The following is a 25,510-nucleotide window of genomic DNA, read 5'->3' as shown; positions in this document are numbered from 1 at the left end:
CGGGGCGATGGCGCGCGTTCCCCTAGTATTTCGTTTGCAAATCAAGCTATGATGGCGCGTGGCCTTCCTGAAGGGAAAGAGTCCCTGGGAGGTGCCCGGAGGAACTGAGGATGGCCATTGCGCTCGTGCTCGTTCTCATAGTCATCGGCTCGGTGCTGTTCCACGTGCTGAGCCCCTGGTGGTGGACGCCGATAGCCTCCAACTGGGGCTACATCGACAGCACCCTCGTCATCACGTTCTGGATCACCGGCGCGGTCTTTACCGCCGTGGTGCTGTTCATGGCCTATTGCGTCTATCGCTTCCGCCACAAGGAAGGGGCGAAGGCGCACTACGAGCCCGAGAGCCGCAAGCTCGAATCCTGGCTCACCGCGATCACCGCCGTCGGTGTCGCCGCCATGCTGGCGCCGGGGCTTTTCGTCTGGAGCAAGTTCATCAGCGTTCCCAAGGATGCGACCGAGGTCGAGGTCGTCGCCCAGCAATGGCAGTGGAGCTACCGCCTGCCGGGCGCCGACGGCAAGCTGGGCACGTCGAATGCCCGCCTGGTCAGCCCGGATAACCCGCTGGGCGTGAACCCCGAAGATCCGAACGGCCAGGACGACGTGGTCGTGGAGGCGGCGGACCTGCACCTGCCGGTGGACAAGCCGGTCAAGGTGCTGCTGCGTTCGATCGACGTGCTGCACGATTTCTACGTGCCGGAGTTCCGCGCCAAGATGGACATGGTGCCGGGCATGGTCACCTATTTCTGGTTCACGCCGACGCGGACCGGGACATTCGAGGTGCTGTGCGCGGAACTCTGCGGCGTGGGCCATGCCTTCATGCGCGGCACGCTGCTCGTCGATACCGAGCAGGACTACACGACCTGGCTGCAGCAGCAGTCGACCTTCGCCCAGTTGTCCGCGCCCGCAAAGGTGGGCGCGCTCGCCGAACCGGTCGGGACCGCGGCGAAGGCTGAATAGGAGACGCATTCGGCGCTGCCGGCCCCGGGCCGGCGCCGCCGCGAAGAGCACGACAGGCGGCAAGAGGTGTTCGGATGGTCGATGTCACGCCTCATGGAGCAGACCTGATCCCGCCCGCGGAAGTGGCGGAGGTCGAGCTTTATCATCCCCACAGCTGGTGGACGAAATACGTCTTCTCGCAGGATGCCAAGGTCATCGCCATCCAGTATGCCGGCACGGCGCTGGCCATCGGCTTCGTCGCCCTGGTGCTTTCGTGGCTGATGCGGCTCAAGCTCGCCTTCCCCGAAGCCTTCGCCTTCATCACGCCGGAGGCCTACTACCAGTTCATGACCATCCACGGCATGATCATGGTCATCTACCTGCTCACCGCGGTGTTCCTCGGCGGCTTCGGCAACTACCTGATCCCGCTGATGGTCGGCGCGCGCGACATGGTGTTTCCCTATGTCAACATGCTGAGCTACTGGATCTACCTGTTCGCCGTTCTGGTGCTGGTGGGCAGCTTCTTCGCGCCGGGCGGGCCGACGGGCGCGGGCTGGACGCTCTATCCGCCGCAGGCGATCACCTCGGGCACCCCGGGCGGGCAGGACTGGGGCATCATACTGATGCTGGTGTCGCTCATCCTGTTCATCATCGGCTTCACGATGGGCGGGCTCAACTATGTGGTGACCGTGCTGCAGGGGCGCACCCGCGGCATGACCCTGATGCGCCTGCCGCTGACGGTCTGGGGCATCTTCACGGCAACCGTGATGGCGCTGCTCGCCTTTCCCGCGCTCTTCGTCGCCTGCGTCATGATGCTCTTCGACCGCATCGTCGGCACGAGCTTCTTCATGCCGGCGATCGTCGAGATGGGGCAGCAGTCGACCACCAGCGGCGGCAGCCCGATCCTGTTCCAGCACCTGTTCTGGTTCTTCGGCCACCCGGAGGTGTACATCGTGGCGCTGCCGGCCTTCGGCATCGTCTCCGACCTCATCAGCACGCATGCGCGCAAGAACATCTTCGGCTACCGCATGATGGTGTGGGCGATCGTCGGCATCGGCGCGCTCTCCTTCGTGGTGTGGGCGCACCACATGTATGTTTCGGGCATGCACCCGTATTTCGGCTTCTTCTTCGCCACCACGACGCTGATCATCGCGGTGCCGACCGCGCTCAAGGTCTACAACTGGATCCTGACGCTGTGGCGCGGCGACATCCACCTGACCATCCCGATGCTGTTCGCGCTCGCCTTCATCGTCACCTTCGTCAATGGCGGGCTGACCGGACTGTTCCTCGGCAACGTGGTCGTCGACGTGCCTCTTTCCGACACCATGTTCGTGGTCGCGCATTTCCACATGGTCATGGGCGTCGCCCCGATCCTCGTGGTGTTCGGCGCGATCTACCACTGGTACCCCAAGATCACCGGCCGGATGCTCAACGAGGGAATGGGCCGCTTCCACTTCTGGGTCACCTTCGTCGGCGCCTACCTGATCTTCTTCCCGATGCACTATATCGGGCTGGTGGGCGTGCCGCGGCGCTATCCGGAACTCGGCGACACCGCCTTCGTGCCGGCCTCGGTGCAGACGCTGAACGAGTTCATCACGATCGCAGCGCTTACGGTCGGCTTCGCGCAACTGGTGTTCCTGTTCAACCTGTTCTGGAGCCTGCGCAACGGCAGGCAGGCGGGCGACAATCCGTGGCGGGCGACGACGCTCGAATGGCAGACCGCGGGCACGCCGCCGCCGCACGGCAACTTCGGCAAGGAGCTTCCGGTCGTCTACCGCTGGGCCTATGACTACAGCGTGCCGGGTGCACCGGAGGACTTCACCCCCCAGAACGATCCCGGTCCGATGACGCAGGGCGACAGGGCATGAGCGTCGTCGTCGTCTTCATGCTCGCGATCACGGCAGTTGCCGGCTGGTGGCTGGCGCGGCAGCGGCTGATGTCCAAGCCGTGGCTGGAAGTCGGCCCGGTAACGGCGCATCCCGAGACGGAAGCGCCGCTCACGCATCCGGCCAAGATCGGGCTCGGCGTGTTCCTGGTCGTCGTCGGCGCACTGTTTGCGCTGTTCATCAGCGCCTATTTCATGCGCATGGCCTATGCCGACTGGCAGCCGGCGCCGGTGCCCAGGCTTCTCTGGCTCAATACCGGCATGCTTGTCCTGGCAAGTGCGGCACTGCAGTGCGGCGTGTATGCCGCCCATAAAGGGCAGCTGGCCAATCTTCGGCTCTCCCTGCTCGCCGGCGGGCTCGCGTCGCTTGCCTTCCTCGGCGGGCAGCTCCTGGCCTGGCGGGATCTCGCCGGCCAGGGCTACTACGCCACCGACAATCCGGCGGTGAGCTTCTTCTATCTTTTGACCGCCATGCACGGGCTGCACATCGTCGGCGGCCTGGTGGCGCTGGGACGGACCAACCTCCGGGCCTGGCGGGCGGTCCGCGCCGAGGGGCTCACGCTGTCGGCCGAACTCTGCGCGATGTACTGGCACGTGCTGCTCGTCGTCTGGTTCGTGCTGTTTTCGGTGCTGATGGGCTGGGCCGCCGAGTTCATCGACATCTGCCGCAGACTGCTGAGCTAGGGAGGAAGCGGATGGCCGACACCATTCTGGGACACGCCGATCACAAAGCGCAACGTCCTGCCGGCCTGAGCGGTGTCGCCGCCGACTGGGCCTCGGACCAGCGGGCGTTCAAGAACGTATCCTGGGGGAAGGCCATGATGTGGATCTTCCTGCTCAGCGACACCTTCGTGTTCGGCTGCTTCCTGCTCGCCTACATGACCGCGCGCATGTCGACCACGATATCGTGGCCGAACCCGAGCGAAGTGTTTGCGCTGAACATCGGCGGCTCCGAGGTTCCGCTCATCCTGATCGCGATCATGACCTTCGTGCTGATCTCGTCGAGCGGCACCATGGCGATGGCCGTCAACTGCGGCTACCGGCGCGACCGCAAGAAGACCGCGGTGCTGATGCTCCTGACCGCCGCCCTCGGCGCCACCTTCGTCGGCATGCAGGCCTTCGAGTGGACCAAGCTCATCACCGAGGGCGTCCGCCCGTGGGAGAACCCCTGGGGTGCTGCGCAGTTCGGCTCCTCGTTCTTCATGATCACCGGCTTCCACGGCACCCACGTGACGATCGGCGTGATCTTCCTGCTCATCGTCGCCCGCAAGGTGTGGCGGGGCGACTACGACACCGGCGCGCCCGGCTTCTTCACCAGCCGTCGCGGCCAGTACGAGAGCGTCGAGATCATGGGGCTCTACTGGCACTTCGTCGACCTGGTGTGGGTGTTCATCTTCGCGTTCTTCTATCTCTGGTGAGGTCAAGCCATGGCACAGACAGAAGTCGGGGATCAGGGCCTGCACGGCCATGGCGGCCACGCACGCGCCGTCGCCCACGAGGTGGGCCAGCAGCACCCTATCAAGCTCTATCTGGTGGTGTGGGGCTGGCTGTTCATCCTCAGTGCCTGCTCCTATGCCGTCGACTATTTCGGCGTGCAGGGCCTCTTGCGGTGGGGACTGATCCTCACCTTCATGATGCTCAAGGCGGGGCTGATCGTGGCCGTCTTCATGCATATGGCCTGGGAGAGGCTGGCGCTCGTCTACGCCATCATCGTGCCGCCGCTGGTGATCCTGGTGTTCGTGGCGATCATGGTGATCGAGTCCGACTACACCGAGGTCACCCGGGTCTTGTCCTTCGGCGCGGGCCGCTAGAACGGCGGGCATCCCGATCAATGTAGTTCCGCCGCCCTGGCTGTCATTCTCAGCCGCGTTCGTGCGCAGCCAGACGATTCCGTCTGGTGCCATGATGCCGACCGCCCAGGCATCGCGGCCGCTTCCTCGTTGACAGGGAAAGCGATGGGAGGAGAATGGTTTCTCTCGTTCTCCTACGCGTCAGCACCCTCCAACAGAAGGACGCCTACGATGACGATCGCAAGGAAACTTCAAGACTACATAGACGGCAAGGGCATCCACTACGATACCGTTGCCCATCACCGCACCTCGACCAGCAGCCAGTCGGCGCAGGCGGCGCATATTCCGGGTCGAAGGCTCGCCAAATCGGTGCTCCTCCACCACGAGATGGGCTATGCGCTGGCGGTCGTGCCGAGCAGCCACCGGGTCGAGCTGAACACGCTGCAGGACGTGATCGACAAGCGGCTCGGCCTCGCCTCGGAAGACGAGGTCGGCCAGCTGTTCAACGATTGCGACATCGGCGCCGTGCCACCGATCGGCGCTGCCTATGACGTGCCCGTCATCCTCGACGAGAGCCTCGGCGGGGAGGGAGACGTCTATTTCGAAGGCGGCGACCACAAGACGCTGGTGCATGTCACCGGCGGCGACTTCCGCGACCTGATGCAGGGCGCGCGCGTCGCGCGGTTCAGCCATCCGGCATGAACCGGCCAAGGCTGCCCGCCCCGAGAGGGGCGAACGCGTGGTGATCCGAAAGGGGAGGCGGCGCCGGCCCGGCGCCGCCGGAACGCTGGACTACATGCTGCGCTGCTTGCGTGACTTGGGCGCGGCCGGGGCAGGGGCCGGCTCCACGACCTTGCGATAGAGATGCCAGGTCGCATGGCCGAGCACGGGCAGGACGAGCGCCAGGCCGACCAGCAGCGGCAGCGAACCGGCCAGCAGGGTCAGGGCCACGACCAGTCCCCAGAGCAGCATCGGCACCGGATTGGCGATGATGGCGCGCGCCGAGGTCTCGACGGCCGCGTAGGCGCCAACATCGCGATCGAGCAGCAGCGGGAAGGCGATGACGGTCGTGCTCAAGGTTACCAGGGCGAACACGAAGCCGATCGCGTTGCCGAGCACGATCAGGGTCCAGCCGCGCTGAGTGGTGAGCACGTCGTTGACGAAGCCGGAGAAGGATGCCGGCGCGTCGTCGCCATAGAGCCAGGCATAGAGGGCGTGCGCGGTGAGCAACCAGGTGACGAACAGCGCCACCAGCATCACGCCGAGGACGGCGATCGCCGGCATGGCGGGCGAATTCCGCACCTCCAATGCATGCTTCCAGGACGTGTCGAGCTTGAGCTCGCGCCTGCGGCTGATCTCGTAGAGGCCAAGTGCCGCGAACGGCCCGAGCAGTGCGAAACCGGTCAGCAGCGGATAGACGAGCTGCAACGCGTTGCCGCCGGAGGTCCACGTGATCAGGAACACGCCAACGATCGGATAGATCAGGCACAGAAAGACGTAGTGCGAGGGCTTCTCCCAGAAATCCTCGAATCCCAGGCGAAGCGCGTCGAACACATCCGCTGTCCGTATCCGACGTATGACGGGATGCGCGATGTCGCTGCCGGTTCCTGCTGCGTAGACATGGAAATTTGCCATCACCATTCCTCCGAGATCGGGTCCGGTTAGGTCGCGGCTCGCGGTGCTGCCGTCCAGCGTGACTGGTCACGCGAAACCGCGACCTGCACCGAGGCGGATCATAGCAATCCTCTTTGCCGTTGTCGCCCCCGCGAAGCGGTGGCCGGCAGGGTGCAACGTGTTGGCGCATGGTGCGTTTCCCTGAGCGGGGGTAGTATCCGGCGCGTCGACGCGTAGCGTCGACCTGACCAGGGAGATAGCCATGAGATTGACCGCATGGGGCGCACCCGCCCTTGTTGCAGCTTCGGTACTAGCCACCAGTCCTGTCCACGCCGCCGGCGACGCCGCGGCGGGCAAGAAAGTCTTCGCCAAGTGCCAGGCCTGCCACGACCTGGCCGTCGACAAGAACAGGGTGGGGCCTTCGCTGAACGGCGTCATCGGGCGCAAGGCGGGCAGCCTGCCGAGCTTCGAGGCCAAGTATTCGGACGCCATGAAGCAGGCGGGCGCGGGTGGCCTGGTCTGGGATGAAGCCAACATCACGGCCTATCTCAAGGCACCCAAGGAAAAGGTTCCGGGCAACAAGATGGCCTTCCCCGGCCTGAAGGAAGACGCCGATATCCAGAACGTGATCGCCTATATCGAGGAATCGTCGAAGTAGCGACGAGGGGAGACTTCGTCGGCCAGGCCTTCTTGCGGCCGCCGCCAGGTGCGGCGGCCCGAGTATTCTTTTTGTCGCGGTTATAGCTGCTTCTACCTCAAACGGGGGATGCGCGGCGATTGAAAATGATGTGGTTGGTATTTTGGCGTTGCCTCGCATCCAGGTTCAGCTTTGCGAAGCCGGATGGAAATATTGTCAGGGGCAACGCTGAGAATACTGATCGCAGTTTCAAATACCGACGACAGTTTTAATTCAGCTAACTATTTTTGCCTCACTGAGGGGAAACTGCGGCCAACATGGGGAATCCTTGGAAGCCGCGTCATTTCCTTTTCTGCTGCCCTTCTCAATCGGGCGCGTCGAAATCCGGCGTCACGGCAGCGATGTTGTAGGCCTCCAGCCTGGCAGCCGGCGCGTCGGCCGCGTCGAAGCTCAGGATCGTCGCTGTACCAGGGGTCACCGGCACCACGCGCGACGGCGCCAGGCCGAGAAAGGCGTGGCAGGCCGCGCGGATGACCCCGCCATGGACGATGGCGAGCGTGTCGCCGCTGCATTTCCTCAGGCAGTCGCGCAGGCCCTCGACGATGCGGGCGCAGAAATCCGCCCAGGGTTCGCCCTTCTCGGGGGTGAAGATGCCGCCGCGCCAGGCGAGATATTCGTCCGGACGCTCGGCCTCGAGTTCGTGCTTGACGCGGCCGGTCCAGCTGCCCATGTCGATTTCGCGCAGGCGCGGATCGAGCGGCGCGTCGCCATAGCCAAGCAGCTGTGCGGTCTGGCGGGTGCGGCCGAGGTCGGAAACGACGACGTGGTCGGGGGCCATGGCCCTGGCGAAGGCGGCGAAGCTCCGGACCTGCCTGATGCCGCGCTCCGACAGGGGCGCATTGTCGTGGCCCTGCAGCCGGTGCTCGGCGTTCCAGGTGGTCTCGCCGTGGCGCACCATGATCAGTCTCATCAGTCGATCCTTTCACCGTTCATTGCAAAGACCGCGCTCGGCTCACCGAGGAAGCTGAGGCGGATTGGAGCGCCGCTTTCGGCGCTGAAATAGCCTTCGGCCATCGCCGTCAGGCGGCGGCTGCCGGAGAAGGCGGTCACCATGGTGCGCCCGGCGATGGGCGCCGCTTCCTCGAAGCGTGCGGCGATGGCGGGGCGGCCCGGTATCTCGCCGACGGCGATGTCGTGAGCGCGGTAGAGGAGCTGCACCTGGCTCCGGGCCTGTGCATGTGCTGCATCAGTGAGCCGAAGCCCTTCATAGACGAGCCCGCCGCCGTTGTTCGAAACCTCGATCAGATTGGCTGGCGGGGTGCCGAGGAAGGTGGCGACGAATGTCGTGCGCGGGTTCTCGAGCAGGTCGATCGGAGCGCCGAACTGCTCGACGCGGCCGTTGTTGAGAACGGCAACATGGCTCGCCATGGTCATGGCCTCGACCTGGTCGTGGGTGACATAGACCGAGGTCGCACCCGTCGCCCGGTGGATGCGCATCAGCTCGCTGCGCATCTCGATCCTGAGCTTGGCGTCGAGGTTGGACAGTGGCTCATCGAACAACAGGATGCTGGGCTTCGGGCCGATGGTGCGGGCAATCGCGACGCGCTGCTGCTGGCCGCCCGAGATCTCCGCCGGATAGCGCTCCTTCAGCGCCGAGATGCCGAGCAGGCCGAGCACCTCGTCGACGCGGGCTGCACGGTCGGCCTTGCTCCACTTGGCCACCTTGAGCGGCCATTCGATGTTGCCGGCGACCGTCATATGCGGCCAAAGCGCGTAGCTCTGGAAGACGAGGCCGGCATCGCGGGCGCCGGCATCTGCGACCAGCCCGCGGGTGCCGTCGGACACGGTGCGGCCCATGAAGGCGAGTTCGCCTTCGCTCGGCGTTTCGAGGCCCGCAAGCATGCGCAGCAGCGTGGACTTGCCGCAGCCGGAGGGGCCGACCAGCACGAGGAAGGCGCCCTGCGGTACCGAGATGTCGACATTGTCGACAGCGGTGAAGCTGCCGAAACGCTTGCTGACATTGCGGATCGCGATGGCGGCGGGATTGCCGTTTACGGTGCTCATGCGGATTTCCACTTCTGGACACGGTTCTGCAGGCGGTGCGCCAGGAGCGTGGCGACGACGCAGAGGACGAGGATGACCATGGTGATGGCGTTGGCGAACTGCATGAAGCCTTCGGCCGCATAGCGGTAGGCGAGCATGCTGAGCACGGGCGAGGTCGAGGTGAACAGCAGCACCACCAGCGACAGGTCGCGGACGATCTTGACGAAGACCAGCAGCCCGCCGGCGAGCAGGCCGCGAATGGCGAGCGGCATGATGATGGCGCCCATGCGGCGGAAGAAGCCGGCGCCGGTGAGCCGCGCGCTCTCTTCGATGTCGGCCGAGATCTGGCCGAGCACCGAGCGGCCCGACTGCACCGCGTAGGGCAGCAGGTGGGCGGAGGCCGCGATCACCAGCAAAAGGAAAGTGCCGTAGAGCGACGGCAGCGGGCCGATGGGCGCGCCGAACAGCGCGATGTAGGCCGCGGCGAAGGCGATGCTCGGGATCAGGATCGGGGTGAACGACACCTGGCCGAGCACGGTGGCGAGCACGCTGCCCTTGTTGCGGGCGATCGTGTGCGCAAGCGCCAGGCCGAGCGCCATGGTGGTGAGCGCCACGGTGACGGCGAGCTTCAGCGTCGTCCACAGGGCCTCGATCAGCACCGGATTGCGGAAGATGCCGGCCTGGCCCTGGGCCATGTCGGTGCCGCCTTCGCCGATCCAGAAATGCAGCGTCCAGTTGGAGAACAGCGAGCCGTTCTGCAGGGCGAAGCTCGAGGCTGTCAGCACGATGGCCGGCACGAAGGTGGTGAGCGCGCAGAGCGTGACTGCGACCGCGAACAACGGCCAGCGCCACTTGCCGAGCGGGAAGCGCTTGGTGCGGCCGCCCTTGCCGGTGACGGTGACGTAGTTCTTGCGGCCGGCGACCAGCCGCTCGCCCATCCACAGGAAGGAGGCGGAGACGGCGATCAGCAGCAGCGCGATGACGAAGCCGCGTTCGGTCTGGCCGGTCTCGATCATGCCGAACAGGCGGGTCGACAGCGTCTGCATGCGCACCGGCAGGCCGAGCAGGGCGGGGGCTGCGAAGTTGGAGACGGCGCCGGCGAAGGTCAGCGAGGCGGCGGCGATCAGGGCCGGGGTGACGACCGGCAGGATGATGCCGAAGAAGATGCGCGAGCGCCTGGCGCCGGCGACCTGTGCCGCCTCGACGAGATCGGCGCCGACGGAGCTGAGGGCGGCGGAGATGACGGTGAAGGCGAGCGAATAATAGTGGGCGATGAGCACGATCAGCGTCGGCACCAGCCCCCAGGCCAGCCAGTCGGGCACGAGCCAGCCATTGGCCTCGAAGAAGCCGACGGAGCCGCCGAGGCGGCTGTTGCGGAACAAGGCGCCCCAGGCAAGGGCCGCGGCAAAGCTCGGGATCATGAAGGGCAGGGTGGCAAGCAGGCCGAGCGCCTTGGGCGCCGGCACGTCGGTCAGCACCACCAGCCAGGCGAGGAAGCCGCCCATCAGGATGCAGCCGGCGGCCACGCCGATGCCGAGCAGGATGGTGTTCCACAGCGGGCGCCACCACAGGTTCTCGGACATCTTGGAGGCAAGCACCGCCTGCCAGGCCTCGCGGCCGTCGACGGTGAGCGTCGACAGGATGATCTTGACCAGTGGGGCCACGACCAGGACGGAAACGATCAGGATGAGGACGATCGGGACGAGCGTTTCGGAGCGCAGGAAGCCTCTCCGGGACAACATGGACGTTGTGACGGCGGACATGACAAACTTTCTTGGCGGATGCGAGGGGCAAAGCGGTCCGGCGTTTGCCGCGCGGCTTGGCGGCATGCTGGCCGAACGGACCGGCGCCTCCCCCAAGGCGCCGGCCCGGCCGCGGTCACTGCAGCGTCAGCACCAGGTCGGCGATACGCTTGCGGGCGGCGGCGGTCTTCACCGGGTCGATGCGCCAGGCCTTCAGGTCCTTGAGCGGAACGGAGTCGGCATTGTCCTTGACGGTCGGGCGGACGGCATAGTCGCCGGCGACGTTGAAGGGTTCGAAGGCCGGCCCGCCGGTGGCTGAGTCGTCGCCCATCATGAAGTCGATCAACAGGCGCGCGGCAGCGGGGCTCGGCGCCTTGTCGACCAATGCCAGGACGGCGGGGAAGAGGATGCCGTTGGTCGGTTCCACATCGTTGGCGACCTGCAGGGCCCAGCCTTCCTTCTCGTTGTCGCGGCGGTCGGAATAGGTGGCGAAGCCGACCGGCGGGTTCTTGGCGGTCTTGTCGCCGATCGCCTTGTTGATGGCGTCACTGTTGGGCACCAGCACCAGGTCGTTGTCGAACAGGTCGCGGATGAACTGCTCGCCGGCGCCCTGCAGGTCGCTGTCGATCGTGATGGGCTTGCCGAACTGGGCCTCGTAGGCCTTGGCCATCTCGTCGGGGCGGAGCGAGAACTCGACCAGCAGGTCGAGCAGTTCGCCGCGCTGCATCGGGTCGACCATCAGCACGCGGCCCTTCCATTCGGGCGTGGTCAGCTGCCAGAGGTTCTTGACCGGAGAGCCGTTCGGGTTGGCGGCCTCGTTGTACATCAGCACCTTGGTCGACAGGCGCTGGGTCAAAAGCGGCGCCTTGTGCTCGTCGGAAAGTTCGCCCGACACACGCGGCGGGATGTAGGCTGCGACACGCTTGGTCTTGACCAGGTCCTCGTACACGACGGGCGTGTCGGCGATGTAGAGCACGTCGACCGCGTTGACGCCGGCGTCCTGCTCGGCGACGACGCGGGCGATCTGCTTGACCGAGCTCATGTCGATGCCGACGAGGTCGATGCCGGGATAGGCTTCCTCGAAGGCCTTCTCGACTTTGGCGATGCGGCTCGACAGCGAGAAGACGGTGACCTTGCCTTCCTTCTGCGCCAGCGGCAGCAGCTCGGCCGCCGTCATCTTGTCGAGTTCTGCGGCATTTGCGGCAAGCGGCAACGCCGCCACCGCGGCGACGAGCGCCCATTTCATCGACTTGAGCATCTTTCCCTCCCAGGTTTTCTCAATCGAATTCTTCGAACAGGCCGGACAGGCGTTCGAGCGCGCCCATGACGCGGCTCTGGTGCCTGCCGGCAATGGTGAGCAGGATCGCGTTGACGATGGCGAAGGGCACCGTCGGCGTCTGGAATTCGCTGCCGGAGCGGCCGCGCGGGGCGGCGAGCACGAGGTCGGCCTCGGGTTGCATCATCGATCCGGCGAGGTCGGTGACGAGCACGGCCCTGGCGCCCTGGGCGTGGCAGTGCTCGACCAGTGGGGCATAACTCGTCGGCTGCTTGCGGAAGGCGAGCGCCAGCACGAGATCGTCCTTCTGCATGCCGACGACACGCTCGGCGATGTCACGCCCGCGTCCTTCCAGCACGATGGTGGTCATGCCGAAGCGGTCGAGGCGGCGGCGCAGGAACTGGGTGATCGACTGGGCGTGGCCCTGGCCGAACAGGAAGATGCGCCTGGCATCGACGATCATGTCGGCGGCGCGGTCGATGGCCTCCTGGTTGACCGACAGTCGGAGGTTTTCGAGGGCCGCGATCTCGCTGCCGATGAGGTCGAGCAGGAAGTCGCCATGCTCGACCTTGGCGACGGAGCGGCGCATGCGCTCGGCGGCGTCCTGGCTGGCGACCAGTTCGCGCTGCAACTGGCCGCGCAGCTCGGGATAACCCTTGTAGCCGAGCTTCTGGGCAAGGCGGGTGGTTGCTGCCTCGTGCACGCTGGCGCGCTCGGCGAGCCGGGCGCTCGACAGGAAGGCGGCCTCGGCGGCGTTCTCGAGCAGGGCCGAGACAAGCCGCTGGTCGGCCTCGGTGAGGCGGCTCGAATTGCTCTTGATGCGATCCAGCAATGTCATGATCTTGCATCCACTTTGCATGCGACTCATAAGATGCAAGACATCTTGCAGTCAAGCGCGAAGGTTGCAAGGTCAAATTTTCTGCCTTGCACAGGCAGGGCCGCGGAAAATGAAAAAGGCGCCCGGTGGGGCGCCCTTTGGAGGCCGAAGCGTGAGGCCGACCGGTTATCTGTATTTCATGTAGCCGACGAAGCCGGTGATCTTCCAGCGGTCGCCCGCCTTGCGGCAGAAGTAGAGCGTCTGCCAGTTGAGCACGTCGTCGCTGCCGTCGGCGCGGCGGATGGTGCCGTCGAACTTCTTGTGGGCAACGGCGACGTCGCCGGTGATGTCGATCTCGGTCAGGCGCGTGGCGCGGAAGATGCCGTCGGCCAGCGGCTCGGCATATTCGGTCGCCGCCGTCTCGGCCGCCTGGCGCAGCCATTCGTCGCGATAGACCGAAAGGGCAGGAAAGGCGGCGTTCCAGTCGTCGGGATTGGCCGAGTTGTGGGCATGTATGCCGAGGAAGCGGCTCTCGTCGAAATCGCCCGCGACCATCGCCCAGTCCTGGCCGACGAAGGCCGCGATGTCACGGCGCACCAGCATTTCCCAGATCTCGGCGCGGTCGGCGTCTCCGGCAAAGGGATTTTCGGCTGCGATCATTCGGGCTCACCTCGGGGTGGAACGGCAATGCCGGCGGAGCCGCGAAAGTGGCCGTCCGGCGATTCGGCGCGATGATGCCCGATGCCATGCTGGTTGCAAGCTTGTGCGGCGGCATTTTCCCGAGCCGCAAGGTTGCCGGCGCGCGGCTGGACCGCTATGCCGGACGGCGTTTGCAAGGCAGAAGGCAGAACCGATGAAGACCGTTTCCACGTCGAAGTCGCATGGCGGCGTCCAGGGTGTCTATGTGCATGCATCGGAGGCGTGTGCCTGCGACATGACCTTTGCGGTGTTCGTGCCGCCGCAGGCCAAGGACGGTCCGGTGCCGGTGCTGTGGTATCTGTCGGGCCTGACCTGCACCCACGCCAACGTCATGGACAAGGGCGAGTACCGGCGGCTGGCCGCCGAACTCGGCCTGATGGTGGTCTGCCCCGACACCAGCCCGCGCGGCGAAAGCATTGCCGACGAGAAGGACAACTGGCAGTTCGGCTCGGGTGCCGGCTTCTATGTCGACGCGACGCAGGCGCCGTTTGCCGCGAACTACCGCATGTATTCCTATGTCACCGAGGAACTGCCGGCGCTGATCGCCAGGAACTTCCCGGCCGACATGGCGCGCCAGGCGATCTTCGGCCATTCGATGGGCGGCCATGGCGCGCTGACCATTGCGCTGAAGCACCCGGAACGGTTCAAGAGCTGCTCGGCCTTCGCCCCCATCGCCCAGCCGTCGACGGCGGGCTGGTCGAAGCCGGCGCTGGAGAAATATCTCGGCAGCGACGAAAAAACCTGGCGCGGCTATGACACGACGCTCTTGATCGCGGACGGCAAACGCTTCCCCGAATTCCTGGTCGACCAGGGCACATCCGACGGCTTCCTCGAAGAAGGCCTGCGGCCGTGGCTGCTGGAAGAGGCGTGCACCAAGGCCGGCATCGGGCTCACCCTGCGCATGCAGGACGGCTACGACCATTCCTACAACTTCATCTCGACCTTCATGGACGATCACCTCAGGTGGCACGCCGGACGGCTGGGGTGAGGGATCTGGAGCGCCGCCTAGCTCGGCGGCGCGGCAGCTGCGTCGAAGCGCGCGAAGACATGACGCTTAGCCTTGGCGATGCTCGCGTCGAGCGGCTCGCCGAGCGCCAGGTGGGCGGCGATGGCGCTTGCCAGCATGCAGCCCGTGCCGCGCACGGTGCCGGTCAGGCGCGGCGCTTCGAACGATTGCTGCGTGCCATCGGAGGTGACCAGCAGGTCGGTCGATAGGGCTCCATTGCCGTGTCCGCCTTTGACCAGCACGGCCTGAACGCCGGTCGCAAGCAGCATTTCTGCCTGACGGACGATTTCCCGGTCGCACGAGGTGACCGGCCGGCCGCACAGCAATGCGAGTTCCGGCAGGTTCGGCGTCACCAGCCGGCAGAGCGGCATCAGCTTGCGCTTGAGCGCGCCGATGGCGTCGACGTCCAGAAGTGCGCGACCCGACGTCGAGGCCAGAACGGGGTCGAGCACCACCGGCACCGGCAGGCTGCTCGCCAGCACCGACGAGACGGCGTCTATGATCGCCGCGGTTCCCAGCATGCCGATCTTGACGGCTGCGACCGGGGTGGCCGGCGCTCTCGCATTGGAAGTCACCCCCACCCCTAGCCCCTCCCCACAAGGGGGAGGGGGACGCTGTGGCGCGATCGCCCAACGCTGGTGCTCGAAGACCTTGGTGGCAACGACGATGGGCAGATTCCCTTCCCCCTTGTGGGGAGGGGTTAGGGGTGGGGGTAGGATGCCGGCCACGTCATCCTTGTGTGACTCGGCCAAGTCCGCTCCGAACGCTGCCTGCATCTGCTCGGCAACCAACTCGGGCGGCATCTGCTCGATGCGCTCGACCGCCGCATGGGTTTGGACCGTCACGGCCGTGACGGCAAGGCTGCAACGCAGGCCGAAGGCCGAGACCGTCTCGACGTCGCGGACGATGCCGGCGCCACCGCTCGAATCCGAGCCGGCGACGATGAGGACATGCGGCGTCATCGCCACTGAGCCGTCGCTGCCAGCCATTGGTGCGTCCGCGCCTCCGGATCGGCGTTGAGCGTGATGTCGGTGACGACGGCGGCAGCGTCGGCGCCTTGGGCGAAGACGCCCGGGATGCGCTCGACATTGAGCCCGCCGATGGCGACCAGCGGTACTTTGCCGACACGTTCTTTCCAGATGGCGATGCGGTCGAGCCCTTGCGGTGCCCATTTCATCGCCTTGAGGATGGTTGGGTAGACGGGCCCGAGCGCGACATAGTCGGGCCGTGCGGCAAGGGCGGTGTCGAGCTCGGTATCGTCATGCGTGCTGATGCCGAGCTTCAGGCCGGCGCGGCGGATCGCCGTCACGTCGGCCTCGGCGAGGTCTTCCTGGCCGAGATGGACGAAGTCGCAAGCCTCGTCGATGGCGAGGCGCCAATAGTCGTTGACGATGAGCTGGCAGCCATGGCGCTCGCAGACGGCCTTCGCCGCACGGATTTCGCGGCGCAGGCCGGCCTCGTCCATGTCCTTGATGCGCAGCTGCACCAGCTTCACGCCCAGCGGCACCAGGCGCTCGATCCAGTCGGCGGAATCGACGATGAGGTAGAACGGGTCGAGCTTCATGAAAATGCTGCCATGCCGATGACGGGGGTTGAGGGGACGGCCATGTCGCGCGGTTCGAGCGGGCCGGCGCGGAATGCCTGCCTACCTGCCTCGACAGCCTTGCCGAAGGCGGACGCCATGGCGACGGGGTCGCCTGCCTTGGCGACGGCGGTGTTGAGCAGCACGGCGTCGTAGCCCAATTCCATGACGGTTGCCGCATGTGACGGCCGACCGATGCCGGCGTCGACGATCAGCGGCACATCGGGGAAATGGCCACGCAGGCTGCGCAGCGCGTCTATGTTCTGCGGACCCCGCGCGGAGCCGATCGGCGCGCACCATGGCATCAGCACCTTGCAGCCGGCATCGAGCAGCCGCCCGGCGACGACCAGATCGTCGGTCGTGTAGGGAAAGACCTCGAAGCCGTCCGATGACAGGACCTTCGCCGCCTCGACCAGCCCGAACACGTCGGGCTGCAGCGTGTCGTGGTTGCCGATGACCTCGAGCTTGATCCAGTTGGTGGCAAGGACCTCGCGCGCCATCTTCGCCGTCGTCACCGCTTCCTTGGCCGAATGGCAGCCGGCGGTGTTGGGCAGTACCCGGACGCCGAGCCCCTGGATCAGTTCCCAGAATTTCTGCCCCGTCTTGCCGCCCGATGTCTCGCGGCGCAGCGAGACGGTGACGATGCCGGCGCCCGACGCCCCGATCGCCTCGGCCATGATGGCGGGCGAGGGGTAGAGCGCGGTGCCGAGCAGCAGGCGGGAGGAGAGCTGTTGTCCGTAGAGTTCGAGCATGGGTTAGCTCCTCGAAGTCGGTTGGAGGGGCGATGCCATTTGCGAGGTCGAGGCTTCGGTACCCCCACCCCTAGCCCCTCCCCACAAGGGGGAGGGGGACTTTGGCCGTGCCTCGCCTGCCGGCGGCCATGCACGCTCCATCGGACTGGACGCCGAGGACCGAAGTACGAGGCGATGGGAACCAAGACCGGGGCGCTGGGGCCGAAGACCGCGGGGCCGGTGATCAGCGTCCCCCTCCCCCTTGCGGGGAGGGGTCAGGGGTGGGGGTAAGCTCGCCATAGCCTCATCCTCCCTTCATCGGCGCGAGTATCTCGACCCGGTCGCCTTCGGACAGCGCGCAGCCGTCGCGGTCCCTTGCCGGCACGACCTCGCCGTTGAGGGCGGTGGCGAGCCAGCCGCCTTCGTAGTCGAGTTCGGCGAGCAGGGCCGCGAGCGTGCCGGCCGACACCTCGTGGCTCTCGCCATTAACGGTGAGCTTCATCGGCGAGCTCCCTTGCTGTCGGATTGCCCAGGATCATGTCGGCGGCCTGCCGCGCCATGGCGGGCGCGAGCAGGAAACCGTGGCGGTAGAGGCCGTTGATGCGGATGGTACTCCCGTCACGCTCGACGCGCGGCAGGTTGTCGGCGAAGGCCGGCCGGACGCCGACACCCGTCTCGACCAATTCGGCCTCGCCAAAGGCCGGGTGCAGCGCGTAGGCAGCGTTGAGCAGTTCCATCACCGAGCGCGTGGTGATCGGCCCCGCGTCGGCGCTCTCGATCATCGTCGCGCCGACCATGAACAGGTTGTCCGAGCGCGGCACGACATAGACCGGGATGCGCGGATGCAGCAGCCGCACCGGCCGGGCCAGCGACACGTCACGGGTTCTGAGGATCAGCATCTCGCCACGCACACCGCGCAAGCCCGGCCGTGCGCCGGCCATGCCGGTGCAGTCGGCCTCGACCTCCGCCCTGCCGGGCGCCCGCACCGCGCCGTAGCCGAACGCGAAGCGCACGCCCATCCGCACGAGCTTCTCCTGCAGCCCGAGCAGAGCCTTGCGCGGGTCGAGATGTGCCTCCCCGGCGAAGAACAGCGCGCGTCCGAAGCGGCCTTCGAGATCGGGCTCGAGTGAGGCGATCGCCTCCGCGTCCACCGAGCGAAAGCCTGACGTGCGACGACCGAATCGGTCGAGTTCGCGCGCGTCGCGGGCAGGCGCCACGACCAGCGTGCCGTTGCGCAGCACATGGCCGGGCAGGGCCGCCTCCCACCAGTCGGCGGCGTCTCGCCCGAGCGAAAGCACCGCCTCCTCGGCGCTCTCGCGCTCGCACCAGGGCGCCAGCATGCCGCCGGCCTGCCACGAGGCATTGCCGGCGATCTGCCGTCTGGTATCGACCACGGTCACGCTTGCGCCGCGCGTCGCCAGCTCATGCGCGAGCGTCAGCCCGGCGACGCCCGCGCCGCGGATCAGCACCTTCATGGCTGGCTCGCTGTCTCCGCCGGTTCGGCGTTTTCGACCGGCATGTAGAGGTCGCCGCCGTCGCGATACTTCGCCGCCATCGCCGCCAGCCCTTCCTTCTGGGCCTCGGCGCGGATGTCGTGGGAGATCCGCATCGAGCAGAATTTCGGGCCGCACATGGAGCAGAAATGCGCCACCTTGTGCGCCTCCTTGGGCAGGGTCTCGTCGTGGAAGGCGCGCGCCGTCTCCGGGTCGAGCGAGAGGTTGAACTGGTCCTCCCAGCGGAACTCGAAGCGTGCCCGCGACAGCGCGTCGTCCCTGACCTTGGCGGCCGGATGGCCCTTGGCGAGGTCGGCGGCATGCGCCGCGATCTTGTAGGTGATGACGCCCACCTTGACGTCGTCGCGGTCGGGCAGGCCGAGATGCTCCTTGGGCGTGACGTAGCAGAGCATGGCCGTGCCGAACCAGCCGATCATCGCCGCACCGATGCCAGAGGTGATGTGGTCGTAGCCCGGCGCGATGTCGGTGGTCAAAGGTCCAAGCGTGTAGAAGGGCGCCTCGCCGCAAACCTCCAGCTGCTTGTCCATGTTCTCCTTGATCTTGTGCATCGGCACGTGGCCGGGGCCTTCGATCATCACCTGGCAGTCCTTGGCCCAGGCGATCCTGGTCAGTTCGCCCAACGTCTCCAGTTCGGCGAACTGGGCGGCGTCGTTGGCGTCGGCGATCGAACCGGGGCGCAGGCCGTCGCCGAGCGAAAACGCGACGTCATAGGTCCGGCAGATGTCGCAGATCTCGTCGAAATGCTCGTAGAGGAAGCTCTCCTTGTGGTGGTGCAGGCACCACTTGGCCATGATCGAGCCGCCGCGCGAGACGATGCCGGTGACGCGGTCGACGGTCAGGTGGATGTAGGCGAGCCGCACGCCGGCGTGGATGGTGAAGTAGTCGACGCCCTGCTCGGCCTGCTCGATGAGGGTGTCGCGGAACACCTCCCAGGTCAGGTTCTCGGCAATGCCGCCGACCTTTTCGAGCGCCTGGTAGAGCGGCACGGTACCGATCGGCACCGGCGCGTTGCGGACGATCCAGTCGCGGATGTTGTGGATGTTGCGCCCGGTGGACAGGTCCATCACCGTGTCGCCACCCCAGCGCGTCGCCCACACCATCTTCTCGACCTCCTCGGCCATCGACGAGGTGACGGCGGAGTTGCCGATGTTGGCGTTGATCTTCACCAGGAAATTGCGGCCGATGATCATCGGCTCGCTCTCGGGGTGGTTGATGTTGGAGGGGATGATGGCGCGGCCGCGGGCGACCTCGTCGCGGACGAATTCGGGCGTGACGAAATCGGGAATGGCGGCGCCGAAGCTCTCGCCGTCGCGCTGGAGCTTGGCCCGGATCTGCTCGCGGCCGAGGTTTTCGCGGATGGCCACGAACTCCATCTCCGGGGTGACGATGCCGGCCCGCGCATAGGCGAGCTGGGTGACGGCACGGCCGCCGGTGGCGCGCAGCGGGGCGTTGCGGACCGGGAATTCCGGCGTCAGGCGCTCGGCTGAAACGAAGCCGTTGTCCTCGTCCTTGACCGCGCGGCCCTCGTAGCGCTCGACATCGCCGCGGGCGAGGATCCAGTCCTCGCGCAGCCTTGGCAGGCCGCGCTCGATGTCGGTCTTCACGCTCGTGTCGGTGTAGGGGCCGGACGAATCGTAGACGGTGACGGGCGGCTCGCCGGCGCTGGGGTGGACCGAGATTTCGCGCATCGGCACGCGGATGTCGGGATGGATCTTGCCCGGTTTGTAGACCTTCTTCGAGGCGGGCAGTTCGCCGACGGTGACGGTAGGGGTATGGGCATTCATGAGTGAGCCTCCTTCTTCTGCAGGAGACCCAGTCCATGCGATGAGGAGGAGGAGAGGTTTGGCCTGGGGACCTCGGGCATGGATGAGCCCGAATGCCTGAGCCGGAGAACCGGCTTGCTGCGCCTCGCACCGTCCCTACGCCAGTATGAACTGGATCAGGTTCAACGGGTCACTGCGCTGCGCGAAGCCAGCAGAATCTCAGCCCCTTGTCGGGACCCCCCTGGTGAGCCTTAAGCATGGAGGCGGAACGTAGGTGCTGTCAACGGCCTTTCGCAGAGGGCGAGAGAATGCCAAAGTCGCCGATGTCGGGACCCCATTGCGGTTCCGATGATGATCAGATAATAGGTCAGCATCGCTGACATAAATTGTCTGGTGCTTGCGGTGTCCGGGAGGACGTTCGGCCCGCAGGAGACAGGAGGAACATCCGTGACGGACAATCCCTCGCCGCTCAAGTTCCACGTGCCCGAGCCCGAAGTGCGGCCGGGCGGTACGCCCGACTTCTCCAACGTGCCGATCCCGAAGGCCGGATCGGTCGACCGGCCGCCGATCGACGTCGACCCCAGGACGATCCGCGACCTCGCCTATTCGATCATCCGCGTGCTCAACCGCGAGGGCGATGCGGTGGGGCCATGGGCCGGCACGCTGACCGACGAGGAACAGCTCGACGGCCTGCGCCACATGGTGACGCTGCGCACCTTCGATGCGCGCATGCAGATGGCCCAGCGCCAGGGCAAGACCTCGTTCTACATGCAGCATATGGGCGAGGAGGCGGTGAGCTGCGCCTTCCGCAAGGCGCTGATCCAGGGAGACATGAACTTCCCGACCTATCGCCAGGCCGGCCTGCTGATTGCGGGCGGCTACCCGATGGTCGACATGATGAACCAGATCTATTCCAACGAGAAGGATCCGCTGAAGGGCCGCCAGTTGCCGATCATGTATTCGGCCAAGGACTACGGCTTCTTCTCGATCTCCGGCAACCTGACCACACAGTACATACAGGCTGTCGGCTGGGCGATGGCATCGGCGATCAAGGGTGACACCAAGATCGCCGTCGGCTGGGTCGGCGACGGCGCCACCGCCGAGAGCGACTTCCACGCCGCACTCGTCTTCGCCTCGACCTACAAGGCGCCCGTCGTCCTCAACATCGTCAACAACCAGTGGGCGATCTCGACCTTCCAGGGTATCGCCCGCGGCGGCTCCGGCACCTTTGCGGCACGTGGCCTCGGCTTCGGCATCCCGGCGCTGCGCGTCGACGGCAACGACTATCTCGCCGTCCATGCGGTGGCGAAATGGGCGACCGAGCGGGCTCGCCTGAACCTCGGCCCGACGCTGGTCGAATACGTCACCTACCGCGTCGGCGCGCACTCCACCTCCGACGATCCTTCCGCCTACCGGCCCAAGACCGAGTCCGACGCCTGGCCGCTGGGCGACCCGGTGATCCGGCTGAAGAACCACCTCATCAAGCGAGGCCTTTGGTCCGAGGAACGCCACAAGCAGACCGAGGCCGAGATCCTCGAAACCGTCATCGCCGCGCAGAAGGAGGCCGAGAGCCACGGCACGCTGCATGCCGGCGGCAAGCCGTCGACGCGCGACATGTTCGAGGGCGTCTATGCCGAGATGCCGCCGCATCTCCGTCGCCAGCGCCAGAAGGCAGGAGTGTAGCCCATGCCGCGCATGACCATGATCGAGGCCATCCGCAGCGCCATGGATGTCGCCATGGGCCGCGACGACGACGTCGTCGTGTTCGGCGAGGATGTCGGCTATTTCGGCGGCGTCTTCCGCTGCACCCAGGGGCTCCAGCAGAAATACGGCCGCTCGCGCTGCTTCGATGCGCCGATCAGCGAGTTGGGCATCGTGGGTGCTGCCATCGGCATGGCCGCCTACGGGCTCAAGCCTTGCGTCGAAGTGCAGTTCGCCGACTACGTCTATCCAGCATATGACCAGATCGTTTCGGAGGCGGCACGGTTGCGCTACCGCTCCAACGGCGAGTTCACCTGCCCGATCGTCATCCGCATGCCTACAGGCGGCGGCATTTTCGGCGGCCAGACCCACAGCCAGAGTCCCGAGGCGCTGTTCACCCACGTCTCCGGCCTCAAGGTGGTCGTTCCGTCCAATCCGCTCGACGCCAAGGGCCTGCTGATCGCGTCGATCGAAGACCCGGATCCGGTGATCTTTCTGGAGCCGAAACGATTGTACAACGGCCCCTTCGACGGCCACCACGACCGCCCCGTCACGGCCTGGTCGAAGCACGCGCTGGGCGAGGTGCCGGAAGGCCACTTCACTGTGCCGCTCGGCAAGGCCGAGATCCGCCGTCCCGGTTCCGCCGTCACCGTGCTCGCCTATGGCACCATGGTCTATGTCGCGCAGGCTGCGGCCGAGGAGACCGGCATCGACGCCGAGGTCATCGACCTGCGCTCGCTCTTGCCGCTCGACCTCGAGACCATCATCGCCTCGGTGAAGAAGACCCGCCGCTGCGTGGTGGTGCACGAGGCGACGCTGACCTCGGGCTTCGGCGCCGAGCTCGTGGCGCTGGTGCAGGAGAACTGCTTCTACCACCTCGAAGCGCCGGTCGCGCGTGTGACCGGCTGGGACACGCCCTATCCGCATGCGCAGGAATGGGACTACTTCCCCGGACCCAAGCGGGTCGGCGAAGCGCTGATCGAAACCATGGAGGCCTGAGCATGGGCGAGCATGTCATCAAGCTTCCCGACGTTGGCGAGGGCGTGGCCGAGGCCGAGCTCGTCGAATGGCACGTCAAGATCGGCGACCTCGTGCGCGAGGACGCCGTGCTTGCCGCAGTCATGACCGACAAGGCGACGGTCGAAATCCCGTCGCCGGTCGAAGGCGAAATCCTCTGGCTCGGCGCCGAGATCGGCGACACGGTCGCGGTGGGCTCGCCCATCGTCAGGATCAAGGTGGCCGGCGAGGGCGGTGTGACGGATACAGCCGCTCGGGAGGAGAAGCCTGCTGCTATGGCTGCGCAGGCCACCCCCTCCCCTAGCCCCTCCCCACAAGGGGGAGGGGGACAGCCAGCCGCATCGACATCCCCAACGAACGACAAAGCAAAAGCTGAAACAGCAGCCGGTAAGACGCAAACCGGATCCCCCTCCCCCTTGTGGGGAGGGGCTAGGGGTGGGGGTACCGCCGCACGCGTCGGCCTGCCGCGCCCCGAGGGCGAGCGTCCGCTGGCGTCTCCCGCCGTCAGGCTGCGCGCCAAGGAAGCCGGCATCGACCTGCGCCAGGTATCAGGCACCGGTCCTGCAGGCCGCATCACCCATGAAGACCTCGATGCGTTCGCCGCGCGCGGCGCGGCCACACCGGCAGCCGGGCTGCAGACGAAGACCGCGGTCGAGGAGATCAAGGTCGTCGGCCTGCGTCGCCGCATCGCCGAGAAGATGGCGCTGGCCAAGTCGCGCATCCCGCACATCACCTATGTCGAGGAGGTCGATGTCACGGCCCTCGAGGAGTTGCGCGCCAAGCTCAATGCCTCGAAGAAGCCCGACCGCGCCAAGCTGACCATCCTGCCGTTTCTGATGCGGGCGCTGGTCAAGGCGGTGGGCGAGCAGCCGCAGCTCAATGCGCTCTACGACGACGATGCGGGCGTCATCCATCGCCATGCCGGGGTGCATATCGGCATGGCCGCCCAGACGCCCGGTGGCCTGGTGGTACCGGTGGTGAAGCACGCCGAGGCGCGCGACCTCTGGGATTGCGCCGCCGAGGTGAACCGCCTCGCGGACGCCGCCAAGGCGGGCACCGCGACGCGCGAGGAGCTGACCGGCTCGACCATCACCATCACCTCGCTGGGCGCCATGGGCGGCGTCGCCACCACGCCCGTCATCAACTACCCGGAAGTGGCGATCGTCGGCGTCAACAAGATCATGGTCCGGCCGATGTGGGACGGCACCCAGTTCGTGCCGCGCAAGATGATGAACCTGTCGTCCAGCTTCGACCATCGCGTCATCGACGGCTGGGACGCGGCGGTCTTCGTGCAGCGGCTCAAGGCGCTGCTCGAGGCGCCGGCGATGATCTTCGTGGAGGGGTGAGCCGATGAAGGAAATCTCCTGCAAGCTTCTCGTCATCGGCGCCGGCCCCGGCGGCTACATCTGCGCCATCCGCGCCGGCCAGCTCGGCATCGACACGGTCATCGTGGAGGCCGGCAAGCCGGGCGGCACCTGCCTCAATGTCGGCTGCATCCCGTCCAAGGCGATGATCCATGCGGCGGACGAGTACCTGATGGCGAGCGAGATGGCGGCGGGCAAGAGCCCGCTCGGCATCACCGTCTCGGCGCCCGCCATCGACCTTACCAAGACGGTGGCCTGGAAGGACCGCATCGTCGGCCGCCTCAACACCGGCGTTGCCGGCCTGCTCAAGAAGGCCAGGGTCAAGTCGGTGCAGGGCTGGGCACGGTTCCGCGACGGCAAGACCGTCGAGGTCGAGACCGAGACCGGCCTGCAGGTCATCCGCGCCGAGACGATCGTGATTGCCACCGGCTCCGCCCCGGTCGAGCTGCCGTTCCTGCCCTTCGGCGGACCGGTCATCTCGTCGACCGAGGCGCTGTCGCTGAAACAGGTGCCGCAGCAGCTTGCCGTCGTCGGCGGCGGCTATATCGGTCTCGAACTCGGCACTGCCTTCGCCAAGCTCGGCACCAAGGTGACGGTGGTCGAGGCGTTGCCGCGCATCCTGCCGCAATACGATGCCGAACTGACCCGCCCGGTCGCCAAGCGGCTCGAGGCACTCGGCGTCAAGGTGCTGACCGGCGCCAAGGCCAAGGGCCTGTCCTCCAAGGGCGACGCGCTGCTGGTCGAAGCCGCCGACGGCAGCGAGCAGAAGGTTCCGGCCGACAAGGTGCTGGTTACCGTCGGGCGCAAGCCGGTCACCGAAGGCTGGGGGCTGGAGGAGATCGACCTCGACCGCGACGGCCGCTTCATCCGCATCGACGACCAGTGCCGCACCTCGATGCGCGGAATCTATGCCATCGGCGACGTCACCGGCGAGCCGATGCTGGCGCACCGTGCGATGGCGCAGGGCGAGATGGTCGCCGAGATCGTCGCCGGCCACAAGCGCAGCTGGGACAAGCGTTCCATTCCCGCCGTCTGCTTCACCGACCCCGAGGTGGTGACCGCCGGGCTGTCGCCGGACGAGGCGAAGAACCACGGCACCGAGATCAAGACCGCTCAGTTCCCGTTCTCGGCCAATGGCCGGGCGATGACGCTGTCGGGCGAGGACGGCTTCGTGCGTATCGTGGCGCGGGCCGACAACCACCTGGTGCTCGGCATCCAGGCGGTCGGCACCGGCGTGTCGGAGCTGTCGTCGGCGTTCAGCCTGGCGATCGAGATGGGCGCGCGCCTTGAAGACATCGCCGGCACGATCCATGCGCATCCGACGCAGGGCGAGGCTTTCCTGGAAGCCGCGCTGCGCACGCTCGGCCACGCGCTCCACATCTGACACGGCGGTT

The 25,510-nt window shown here is 66.5% G+C and carries 25 protein-coding genes and 1 riboswitch; of the genes, 12 read left to right on the top strand and 13 right to left on the bottom strand.

From position 1 onward, the window contains the following. Positions 1-110: 110 nt before the first annotated feature. From J2X50_RS10420 to J2X50_RS10395, 6 genes are all read left to right on the top strand, one after another. Positions 111-956 carry a cytochrome c oxidase subunit II gene (locus tag J2X50_RS10420; protein ID WP_429094550.1) on the top strand — a complete coding sequence of 282 codons (846 nt, stop codon included), beginning with the start codon at positions 111-113 and terminating at the stop codon, positions 954-956. A 74-nt stretch (positions 957-1,030) separates the two neighbouring features. Continuing rightward, a complete protein-coding gene (locus J2X50_RS10415; protein ID WP_429094548.1) occupies positions 1,031-2,803 on the top strand; it encodes a cytochrome c oxidase subunit I in 1,773 nt (590 codons plus the stop codon). Beyond that, positions 2,800-3,504: a cytochrome c oxidase subunit 3 gene (locus J2X50_RS10410; RefSeq protein WP_429094546.1), complete on the top strand. Its 705-nt coding sequence runs from the start codon at positions 2,800-2,802 to the stop codon at positions 3,502-3,504. Before J2X50_RS10415 ends, J2X50_RS10410 begins: the two co-directional genes overlap by 4 nt. A gap of 11 nt (positions 3,505-3,515) precedes the next feature. Next, positions 3,516-4,238: a heme-copper oxidase subunit III family protein gene (locus J2X50_RS10405; protein WP_429094544.1), complete on the top strand. Its 723-nt coding sequence runs from the start codon at positions 3,516-3,518 to the stop codon at positions 4,236-4,238. A gap of 9 nt (positions 4,239-4,247) precedes the next feature. Next, positions 4,248-4,631 carry a cytochrome C oxidase subunit IV family protein gene (locus J2X50_RS10400; protein ID WP_429094543.1) on the top strand — a complete coding sequence of 128 codons (384 nt, stop codon included), beginning with the start codon at positions 4,248-4,250 and terminating at the stop codon, positions 4,629-4,631. A gap of 210 nt (positions 4,632-4,841) precedes the next feature. Further along, on the top strand, positions 4,842-5,312 hold the full coding sequence (locus tag J2X50_RS10395; protein ID WP_340037753.1) for an aminoacyl-tRNA deacylase: 471 nt from the start codon (positions 4,842-4,844) through the stop codon (positions 5,310-5,312). Positions 5,313-5,402: 90 nt separating this feature from the next. Here J2X50_RS10395 and J2X50_RS10390 read toward each other — a convergent pair whose 3' ends face one another. Next, a complete protein-coding gene (locus J2X50_RS10390; RefSeq protein ID WP_429094541.1) occupies positions 5,403-6,245 on the bottom strand; it encodes a DUF2189 domain-containing protein in 843 nt (280 codons plus the stop codon). Between the two features lie 241 nt (positions 6,246-6,486). Here J2X50_RS10390 and J2X50_RS10385 point away from each other — a divergent pair, with 241 nt between their 5' ends. Continuing rightward, the gene (locus J2X50_RS10385; RefSeq protein WP_429094539.1) at positions 6,487-6,882 is read left to right on the top strand and encodes a c-type cytochrome; all 396 of its coding nucleotides are present in this window, start codon (positions 6,487-6,489) and stop codon (positions 6,880-6,882) included. 343 nt (positions 6,883-7,225) lie between these two features. On the opposite strand, the gene J2X50_RS10380 is transcribed toward J2X50_RS10385, so the two are convergent. The 6 genes from J2X50_RS10380 to J2X50_RS10355 all read right to left on the bottom strand — a co-directional run bounded on the left by J2X50_RS10380 (position 7,226) and on the right by J2X50_RS10355 (position 13,399). Beyond that, positions 7,226-7,831: a histidine phosphatase family protein gene (locus J2X50_RS10380; RefSeq protein ID WP_429094537.1), complete on the bottom strand. Its 606-nt coding sequence runs from the start codon at positions 7,829-7,831 to the stop codon at positions 7,226-7,228. Continuing rightward, positions 7,831-8,925 (bottom strand): ABC transporter ATP-binding protein, encoded by a 1,095-nt coding sequence (locus J2X50_RS10375; protein WP_429094536.1) that lies wholly within the window; start codon positions 8,923-8,925, stop codon positions 7,831-7,833. The genes J2X50_RS10380 and J2X50_RS10375 overlap by 1 nt, the downstream gene beginning before the upstream one ends. Next, positions 8,922-10,667, bottom strand: a complete 1,746-nt coding sequence (locus J2X50_RS10370; RefSeq protein ID WP_429094534.1) for an ABC transporter permease — start codon at positions 10,665-10,667, stop codon at positions 8,922-8,924. The genes J2X50_RS10375 and J2X50_RS10370 overlap by 4 nt, the downstream gene beginning before the upstream one ends. A 115-nt stretch (positions 10,668-10,782) precedes the next feature. Further along, positions 10,783-11,904, bottom strand: a complete 1,122-nt coding sequence (locus J2X50_RS10365; RefSeq protein WP_429094532.1) for an ABC transporter substrate-binding protein — start codon at positions 11,902-11,904, stop codon at positions 10,783-10,785. 19 nt (positions 11,905-11,923) lie between these two features. Next, entirely contained in the window at positions 11,924-12,760 is an 837-nt protein-coding gene (locus tag J2X50_RS10360; RefSeq protein ID WP_429094530.1) for a MurR/RpiR family transcriptional regulator, read from the bottom strand. 165 nt (positions 12,761-12,925) lie between these two features. Next, a complete protein-coding gene (locus J2X50_RS10355) occupies positions 12,926-13,399 on the bottom strand; it encodes a hypothetical protein (RefSeq protein WP_429094529.1) in 474 nt (157 codons plus the stop codon). 193 nt (positions 13,400-13,592) lie between these two features. On the opposite strand from J2X50_RS10355, the gene fghA reads away from it, so the two are divergent. After that, a complete protein-coding gene (fghA, locus tag J2X50_RS10350) occupies positions 13,593-14,426 on the top strand; it encodes an S-formylglutathione hydrolase (RefSeq protein ID WP_429094527.1) in 834 nt (277 codons plus the stop codon). Between the two features lie 17 nt (positions 14,427-14,443). On the opposite strand, the gene J2X50_RS10345 is transcribed toward fghA, so the two are convergent. The 6 genes from J2X50_RS10345 to thiC all read right to left on the bottom strand — a co-directional run bounded on the left by J2X50_RS10345 (position 14,444) and on the right by thiC (position 20,055). Continuing rightward, the gene (locus J2X50_RS10345) at positions 14,444-15,433 is read right to left on the bottom strand and encodes a hydroxymethylpyrimidine/phosphomethylpyrimidine kinase (protein WP_429094525.1); all 990 of its coding nucleotides are present in this window, start codon (positions 15,431-15,433) and stop codon (positions 14,444-14,446) included. After that, positions 15,403-16,008: a thiamine phosphate synthase gene (locus J2X50_RS10340; RefSeq protein WP_429094523.1), complete on the bottom strand. Its 606-nt coding sequence runs from the start codon at positions 16,006-16,008 to the stop codon at positions 15,403-15,405. Before J2X50_RS10340 ends, J2X50_RS10345 begins: the two co-directional genes overlap by 31 nt. Next, on the bottom strand, positions 16,005-16,778 hold the full coding sequence (locus J2X50_RS10335; protein ID WP_429094521.1) for a thiazole synthase: 774 nt from the start codon (positions 16,776-16,778) through the stop codon (positions 16,005-16,007). Before J2X50_RS10335 ends, J2X50_RS10340 begins: the two co-directional genes overlap by 4 nt. 283 nt (positions 16,779-17,061) lie before the next feature. Next, on the bottom strand, positions 17,062-17,259 hold the full coding sequence (gene thiS, locus J2X50_RS10330) for a sulfur carrier protein ThiS (protein ID WP_429094519.1): 198 nt from the start codon (positions 17,257-17,259) through the stop codon (positions 17,062-17,064). Beyond that, a complete protein-coding gene (gene thiO, locus J2X50_RS10325; protein ID WP_429094517.1) occupies positions 17,243-18,232 on the bottom strand; it encodes a glycine oxidase ThiO in 990 nt (329 codons plus the stop codon). The genes thiS and thiO overlap by 17 nt, the downstream gene beginning before the upstream one ends. Continuing rightward, positions 18,229-20,055, bottom strand: coding sequence for a phosphomethylpyrimidine synthase ThiC (gene thiC / locus J2X50_RS10320; RefSeq protein WP_429094515.1), 1,827 nt, complete (start codon positions 20,053-20,055; stop codon positions 18,229-18,231). The genes thiO and thiC overlap by 4 nt, the downstream gene beginning before the upstream one ends. 114 nt (positions 20,056-20,169) lie before the next feature. Then, a riboswitch (TPP riboswitch) is annotated at positions 20,170-20,287 on the bottom strand. 194 nt (positions 20,288-20,481) lie between these two features. Between thiC and J2X50_RS10315 the strand changes: the two genes are divergently transcribed. From J2X50_RS10315 to lpdA, 4 genes are read left to right on the top strand one after another with little or no spacing between them, the layout of a single operon-like run. Next, complete coding sequence (locus tag J2X50_RS10315) at positions 20,482-21,717, top strand: 3-methyl-2-oxobutanoate dehydrogenase (2-methylpropanoyl-transferring) subunit alpha (RefSeq protein ID WP_429094514.1); 1,236 nt, start codon at positions 20,482-20,484, stop codon at positions 21,715-21,717. A gap of 3 nt (positions 21,718-21,720) precedes the next feature. Continuing rightward, a complete protein-coding gene (locus J2X50_RS10310) occupies positions 21,721-22,734 on the top strand; it encodes an alpha-ketoacid dehydrogenase subunit beta (protein WP_429094512.1) in 1,014 nt (337 codons plus the stop codon). A gap of 2 nt (positions 22,735-22,736) precedes the next feature. Continuing rightward, entirely contained in the window at positions 22,737-24,098 is a 1,362-nt protein-coding gene (locus J2X50_RS10305) for a dihydrolipoamide acetyltransferase family protein (protein WP_429094510.1), read from the top strand. 4 nt (positions 24,099-24,102) lie between these two features. Further along, positions 24,103-25,500, top strand: a complete 1,398-nt coding sequence (gene lpdA, locus J2X50_RS10300; protein WP_429094508.1) for a dihydrolipoyl dehydrogenase — start codon at positions 24,103-24,105, stop codon at positions 25,498-25,500. Positions 25,501-25,510 lie beyond the last annotated feature (10 nt).

This window comes from Aminobacter sp. BE322 (assembly GCF_050433525.1).
Lineage (GTDB): Bacteria > Pseudomonadota > Alphaproteobacteria > Rhizobiales > Rhizobiaceae > Aminobacter.
This window is presented reverse-complemented; position numbering and strand designations above follow the sequence as displayed.